The sequence below is a fragment of the Glycocaulis sp. genome (genome assembly GCF_052168375.1).
Classification (GTDB): Bacteria; Pseudomonadota; Alphaproteobacteria; order Caulobacterales; family Maricaulaceae; genus Glycocaulis.
This window is the reverse complement of record NZ_JBQLZR010000194.1, coordinates 1-6,706: the sequence shown is the minus strand read 5'-3', so window position 1 is coordinate 6,706 and position 6,706 is coordinate 1. Positions and strand designations below refer to the sequence as shown.

General features: G+C 62.9%; 5 protein-coding genes and 1 pseudogene. 3 read left to right on the top strand and 3 right to left on the bottom strand.

Annotated elements, in window-relative coordinates:
- Positions 1 to 959, bottom strand: a 959-nt coding sequence (meaB, locus tag ACTS2Z_RS07655) for a methylmalonyl Co-A mutase-associated GTPase MeaB (protein ID WP_442572623.1), incomplete at its 3' end; no start/stop codon positions are given.
- A gap of 119 nt (positions 960 to 1,078) precedes the next feature.
- Between meaB and ACTS2Z_RS07650 the strand changes: the two genes are divergently transcribed.
- Positions 1,079 to 1,393 carry a hypothetical protein gene (locus ACTS2Z_RS07650; protein WP_442572622.1) on the top strand — a complete coding sequence of 105 codons (315 nt, stop codon included), beginning with the start codon at positions 1,079 to 1,081 and terminating at the stop codon, positions 1,391 to 1,393.
- A 181-nt stretch (positions 1,394 to 1,574) separates the two neighbouring features.
- On the opposite strand, the gene ACTS2Z_RS07645 is transcribed toward ACTS2Z_RS07650, so the two are convergent.
- Entirely contained in the window at positions 1,575 to 2,792 is a 1,218-nt protein-coding gene (locus ACTS2Z_RS07645; protein ID WP_442572621.1) for an NADP-dependent isocitrate dehydrogenase, read from the bottom strand.
- A 107-nt stretch (positions 2,793 to 2,899) separates the two neighbouring features.
- Between ACTS2Z_RS07645 and ACTS2Z_RS07640 the strand changes: the two genes are divergently transcribed.
- A complete protein-coding gene (locus ACTS2Z_RS07640; protein WP_442572620.1) occupies positions 2,900 to 3,670 on the top strand; it encodes an RNA methyltransferase in 771 nt (256 codons plus the stop codon).
- 12 nt (positions 3,671 to 3,682) lie between these two features.
- Here the strand turns inward: ACTS2Z_RS07640 and pseB are convergent, their stop codons facing one another.
- Complete coding sequence (gene pseB, locus ACTS2Z_RS07635; protein ID WP_442572619.1) at positions 3,683 to 4,774, bottom strand: UDP-N-acetylglucosamine 4,6-dehydratase (inverting); 1,092 nt, start codon at positions 4,772 to 4,774, stop codon at positions 3,683 to 3,685.
- A gap of 178 nt (positions 4,775 to 4,952) precedes the next feature.
- Between pseB and ACTS2Z_RS07630 the strand changes: the two are divergent.
- A pseudogene (locus ACTS2Z_RS07630) lies at positions 4,953 to 6,706 on the top strand (hypothetical protein); the annotation flags it as partial.

Sequence of the window (6,706 nt, the reverse complement as noted above, 5' to 3'; positions counted from 1 at the left end):
GTCCATAGGGCGATCAGACGCTCTGCCGCCTCGCTGGCCGGCAGGCTGCCGTCTGCCACATCGTCTTCCAGGCCGGGCAGGGCACTACGCACTTCGGCATCCTCGCGGAAACGTTCCAGTACCATTGCCTCCACCATGGCACGCATCCAGCCGACTTGCTGGTGACGACGGCGTAACTCCAGCGACCCGGCGGCGATCATCGCCGAGCGATGGGCCAGAATGGTTTCCCACAATGTCTCGATGCCGCTGCCTTCCAGTCCTGACCCTGTCAGCACCTTGGGCTGCCAGTGAGGGTTGGTCGGCGCGAACAGATGCAAGGCCGCTTCAAGGTCGCGCGCTGCACGCTTCGCACGGCTGGCATTCTCGCCGTCCGCCTTGTTCACGAACAGGATTTCGGTGTGTTCCAGAAGGCCCTTCTTGATCCCTTGCAGCTCATCGCCGGCGCCGGGCAGCATGAGGGCGACGAAAACGTCCACCATGCCGGCGATCTCGGTTTCGGACTGGCCAACGCCGACCGTCTCGATGATCACCACATCAAAGCCTGCCGCTTCGCACAGAAGCAGGCTTTCTCGCGTCTTGCGCGTCACCCCACCCAGTGTTCCGGCAGACGGGGAGGGGCGGATGAAGGCGTTTGTATCGATGGCCAGCGCGCCCATGCGCGTCTTGTCACCGAGTATCGAGCCCTTGGTGCGTGTAGAGGATGGATCGACCGCCAGCACGGCAACCTTCTTGCCCTGACGGGTCAGAAACGTGCCGAACGCCTCGATCAGGGTTGATTTGCCAACGCCAGGAACCCCGGTCAGGCCGATCCGCACCGAGCCTCCGGTATGGTCCATCACCTCGGTTAGCAGGGCGCGGGCCTCGGCCTGATGATCGGCGCGGGTCGATTCTGCGCGCGTGATGGCTCGCGCCAGCGCGGCACGGTCTCCGGACAGAAGGCGTTCGGCAAGCTCGGTCATGGCTTCACGCATACCCCTTTTGCGAGGCTTGGCAAGGCAGCGGCACTGACACGCTTTGTCAGTTGGCACGCGGGCGGGCGGGGCGCAGGCTGAAGTCCGGTCATCAAAGGAGAAACCCCATGCTCGTCCTTGTCGCCGCCAGCCTGGCCTTCACGCCGGTTCAGGAACTGAACGAGGTGGATCTTCACATCTATTGCCACGCGCAGGCCGGCATCATGACGCAGTATCTGGCCGACACGCAGTTTGCCGAGACAGTGATGATCGAGGCGGCTGAGTGGCTGGATCGGGCCGTAACGGAAGGCCGCACCACACGCGAGCACATCATGTCGGTCCAGGATGCCCTCTTCCCGGTCAATCAGGAATTGATTCTGGCTGATGATGTGGCGGCGCTCGAAGAACGCTTCGCGCCGTGCGAGGAAGCCTTCGGGGAGTAGGGGAAGGCCCAACAGCGTCGTTCCCGCGCAGGCGGGAACCCAGAGCCGCTTGGCACTGCCTTCGCTCTACGTTCTCTGGATCCCCGCCTGCGCGGGGATGACGAGCTAGTGGGAGTGGGGCAAACAATAAAAACCCCGCCGTCTCCGGCGGGGTTTTCGGTATCCGGATGGGCCGTAAGGCCTAGCCTTTCATCTGGGCGGCGAAGCGCTCGCCCAGCTTGTCGAGGAAGCCCTCGGTGGAGAGCCAGCCCTGCTGGTCGCCGACCAGAAGCGCCAGATCCTTGGTCATGTAGCCGCTTTCAACCGTCTTGGTGACGGTATCTTCCAGCGACTGGGCAAAGTCGATGACGGCCTGGTTGCCGTCCATCTTGCCACGGTGATAGAGGCCGCGCGTCCAGGCGAAGATCGAGGCGATGGAGTTCGTGGACGTCTGCTCGCCGCGCTGATGCTGGCGATAGTGACGGGTCACCGTGCCGTGGGCGGCTTCGGCTTCCACTGTCTTGCCGTCCGGCGTCATCAGCACCGAGGTCATCAGGCCCAGTGAGCCAAAGCCCTGAGCCACCGTGTCCGACTGCACGTCACCATCATAGTTCTTGCACGCCCAGACATAGCCGCCGGACCATTTCATGGCCGCCGCAACCATGTCGTCGATCAGGCGGTGCTCGTAAGTGATTTTCCTGGCGTCGAAATCCGCCTTGAATTCGGCCTGGTAGACCTCTTCGAAGATGTCCTTGAAGCGCCCGTCATAGGCTTTCATGATCGTGTTCTTGGTGGACAGATAGACCGGCCAGCCACGATCGAGGCCATAGCGCAGGCAGGCGCGCGCAAAGTCACGGATCGACTCGTCGAGATTGTACATGCCCATCGCGACACCGCCGCCCGGGAAGTTGAAGATCTCGTGGGTGACCGGTGCGCCGCCATCATCCGGCGTGAAGGTCATGGTCAGCTTGCCGGGGCCCTTCACCACCATGTCGGTGGCGCGGTACTGGTCGCCGAAAGCGTGCCGGCCGATCACGATCGGCTTGGTCCAGCCCGGAACGAGCCGGGGCACGTTCTTGATCACGATCGGCTCGCGGAACACGACACCGCCAAGGATGTTGCGGATCGTGCCGTTGGGCGAGCGCCACATCTTCTTCAGGCCGAACTCCTCCACGCGGGCCTCGTCCGGGGTGATCGTGGCGCATTTCACGCCGACACCGTAGTGCTTGATCGCCTCGGCGGCCTCGACCGTGATCTGGTCATCGGTCTCGTCGCGCTTCTGGATGGAGAGGTCGTAGTATTTCAGATCAATGTCGAGATAGGGCAGGATCAGCTTCTGCTTGATGAGGTCCCAGATGATCCGGGTCATCTCATCGCCATCAAGTTCAACGACGGGGGTATCGACTTTGATCTTTGCCATGTGCGGTGTGCTCTTCTCTTGAGGGCGCGCGAAATGACGCGCTAGAGGTGGGCCTAACGGTTCGGGCGGTCATCTAGCACCGCGCATGCGTTTAAGAAAGGGCAGGTATGTCATCGAGTGACGGCGCGCATGCGCCTGGCCGAGTGGCCGGGCCTGCCTTTGTGCTGATCAATCCGCAAATGGGCGAGAATATTGGCGCGGCCATGCGCGTCATGGCGAATTTCGGCCTGGACGATCTGCGCGTCTTTGCGCCGCGCGATGGTTGGCCGAATGAACGCGCCGAGGCGATGAGCGCAGGTTCGCCGCTCTATGCCAGCGCCCGCGTGACCGACGACCTTGAGCAGGCGCTGGAGGGTTGCACGGTTCTCTACGCGACCACGGCTCGCCCCCGCGGGATGGTGAAACCTGTCATGACTGCGCGCGAAGCCATGTCCGAAGCGCGCGGTCTGATCGAGGCAGGGCAGCGCCCGGGCTTCCTCTTTGGCGCAGAAAAGTCCGGCCTTCCCAATGAGCTTGTCGCCCGTTCGCGCGCCATTCTGACCCTTCCGGTCAATCCGCAATTCGCCTCGCTCAACCTGTCGATGGCGGTGGGTGTGCTCGCCCATGAATGGCGGGCAGGTGATCCGGCGCCCGAAGAGTTCAAGCCGCTCGAGGAGCCCGCTGATGCGGTTCAGCTCGTGCGCATGTATGAGCATTTCGAGGATGAGCTGGAGCGGGCAGGCTTTTTCTTCCCGCCCGAGAAAAAGCCACTGATGACGCAGAACCTGCGCAACATTTTCGCGCGTGCCGGCCTGACAGAGCAGGAAGTGCGTACGTTTCGCGGGGCGATCAAGGCGCTGACCATCGGGCGCGGCAAGGCCCGCATTGCCCGCGACTGAAGCCCGGAAAGTCTAACCGTTGAAGGCTTGCCCCAGCAGGGTCTGCAGCGCCCGTGCGTCGAGGCGTTCCGGATTGCTGTCGGAGGCGTAGGAGAAGCCTTCCGGTGCGCGCGCGCCGAGGTCCAGCCATTCTTCCATCAGCGAGGCGCGCATGGCCGGAACGATCACATACCGGTCCTCAAGCTCCACGGTGGAGCGCGCATCGTCTTCAGGCACCATGACTTCATGCAGCTTCTCGCCCGGACGGATCCCGACAATCTTGTGCGGCAGGCCAGGCGCGAGCGTACGGGCGAGATCCGTTGTACGCATGGAAGGAATTTTTGGTACGAAGATTTCGCCGCCCTTGGCCATGGCGAGGGAGGAGAGCACGAAATTGACGCCTTGCGTCAGCGTGATCCAGAAGCGCGTCATGCGCTCGTCGGTAATCGGCAAATGGTCGGTGCCTTCAGCGATCAGGCGATTGAAGAACGGCACCACTGAGCCCCGCGAGCCCACGACATTGCCGTAGCGAACGACCGAGAATATCGGGCCGTCCTCGCCGCCCATATTCTGGGCTGCGCTGAAAATCTTGTCCGATGCGAGTTTGGAAGCGCCATAGAGATTGATCGGGTTGGCGGCCTTGTCTGTAGACAGTGCACACACATGCTTCACGCCGCGCTTGATCGCGGCGCGCACCACATTCTCTGCCCCGAACACATTGGTGCGGATGCATTCAAACGGGTTGTACTCGGCAATCGGCACGTGTTTCAGCGCGGCAGCATGAATGACGACATCCACACCGCGCATCGCCATGTCGAGCCTTCCCTCATCGCGCACATCCCCGATGAAGTAGCGCATGAAGGGGTGTTGCGCGGTGGGGAAGACCTGCGCCATCTCGTACTGCTTGAGCTCGTCGCGCGAGAAGATGATGAGCTTTTTCGGTTTGAATTCGTCGATCACCATGCGGACGAAGTGATGGCCGAACGACCCGGTACCGCCCGTGATCAGGACGGTCTTGCCGTCGAGATTCATGCGCGGTGACCGGAAGTCCCGGCCGAGGAATAGCGGCTCCAGATCGCGGCTTCCGGCGGCTGGCGCAGGGGCTTTGGAGGCTTTGGCGCTCATCTGTCCTCGCAAGGGAAAAAGCGAATCAGGAAACTCGCGTTAACCATCGGCCTCCAGCCGTTAACACTCCCTTAGCCTTGATTGACGCTTGCGGGCGGGCAGATGCACCCGGCTAACCTTTTGTTCGCGATGCTCTGCGAGACTGGCAGGTGGATGATTCTGTCTGCTGGAGCGACATGTGATTACCGGCCTGTCAGGCGATGTTCTGGGTGCGTGGTTTTCCGCGCAGAACGCTGCGCGCAATGCTGCCGCCGCGACCCGCTCGCCTGTCCAGCAGACACTTGGCTCGTCGCGCGATGATTCCGTGCTGCCGCCCTGGGATCCACGCGGCGGGATAACCGCGCTCGATTCGGTGCGCCGTTCCGTTCTCGCCAATGGCCGCTTCTTTGACTCCAGCGCGAGTGCATTTTCTCAGCTCGATGTGAGCCAGGACGAAAAGAAACTCTATGCGATGTTCCAGGGCCTGCGTGCCCTGCAGTCGCTGGCCGCAGCCGGCGCCGAGCGCGGTGCCAGCGCAAGTGACCTCGCCTTCTGGAATCGTCGCTTTCAGGAAGGCGTAGGCCAGATGGACAGCTTCTTCGCCGGGCTGGAGCTGGACGAGATTTCTGTCCTGAAAAATACCGAGCTGACCAAGGCGGAAACGGAAGTCGCCATCCGCCGGGGTGTGAGCGAATACACGACCGGCATCCTGCACAAGGGCCCGGCAGACCAGGAGGCCGCCGCGCTCACAGGCGATGTGAACTTTACCGTGTCGGTGCGCAAGAATGGCGGCGACATCAACATTGCGGTCGACCTCGCCGAAATGGGCGCCACGCCGCGCACCATGGCCAACGTGGCCGGCTTCCTCAATTCAAAGCTGGAAGCCGAAGGGATCGTGACCCGCTTTTCCTCGGTGCGCGTGGGCGAGATCGGCCCGTCCGGCATCGTGACGGCCAATGACTGGGCGTTCCGCATCAACGGGGTCCTGACCGAGCAGGTTTCCTTCTCCGCGCCCGCCGCGCAGCCTGCTGTCTATCTGGCAGGCACATCGGGCAGCGGCGATTCCATCGGCGGGCAACTCACCAAGATTACCGGCATTGGCGATATGCCCGCCATCCAGTTTGCCCAGCGCATCGAGGCAGACCCGACCGTCACGGACGTCGAATTGCCCGACGGCGAGACACGTAGCTCCCAAACCGCCAATCCGCTGACTATCGATGCGGTCACGCGGGCGCCCGATGGCGGCATCTATGTCGTCGGCCGCACGCAAAGTGCGGTCAGCGGGCAGGATATTCGCGGGGAATCCGACCTCGTTCTGATGCGCTATGATTCCAACGGCAAGCAGGTCTGGTCGCGCGTGCTTGGCGCTTCCGGTGAGGCCAATGGCGCGGCCATTGCTGTCGACGGCGCGGGCAATATCGTTGTGGCGGGTGCCGTCAAAGGGGCGCTTGGCGGCACCAATGATCTTGGCGGAGAGGATTCCCTTGTCGTGAAGTTCAATGCCGATGGTGTTGAGCAATGGGCCCAGCGTTTTGGCGGACAGGGCGATGACCGGGCGAACGCGATTACACTCGCCGATGACGGCACCGTGTTCGTCGCCGGCGAGGCCCGCGCCAGCTTTGGCGGCATGACCCAGCAGGGCAGCCTTGACGGCTATGTCCGTGCGATCGGCGCAGATGGTACCGTGCTGTATACCCGCGGAGTGGAGGCAAGCGCCGGTATCGAACGCGCGCGCTCTGTGGCGACCGCGGCCGATGGCGGGCTTCTGGTTGCCAGCGAGGTGGACGGCCGCGCCGTGCTGACCAAGTTCGCGCCCGGCGATGATGGCACGGGTGCACCGGCCTGGACCCTCGATCTTGGCGCGCTTGATGGCGGACGCATTGGCGGGCTTTCCGTCCGTGATGACCGCGGGATTTACCTGGCGGGCGGAGCAGGCGCAGGCTTTGCACCGGG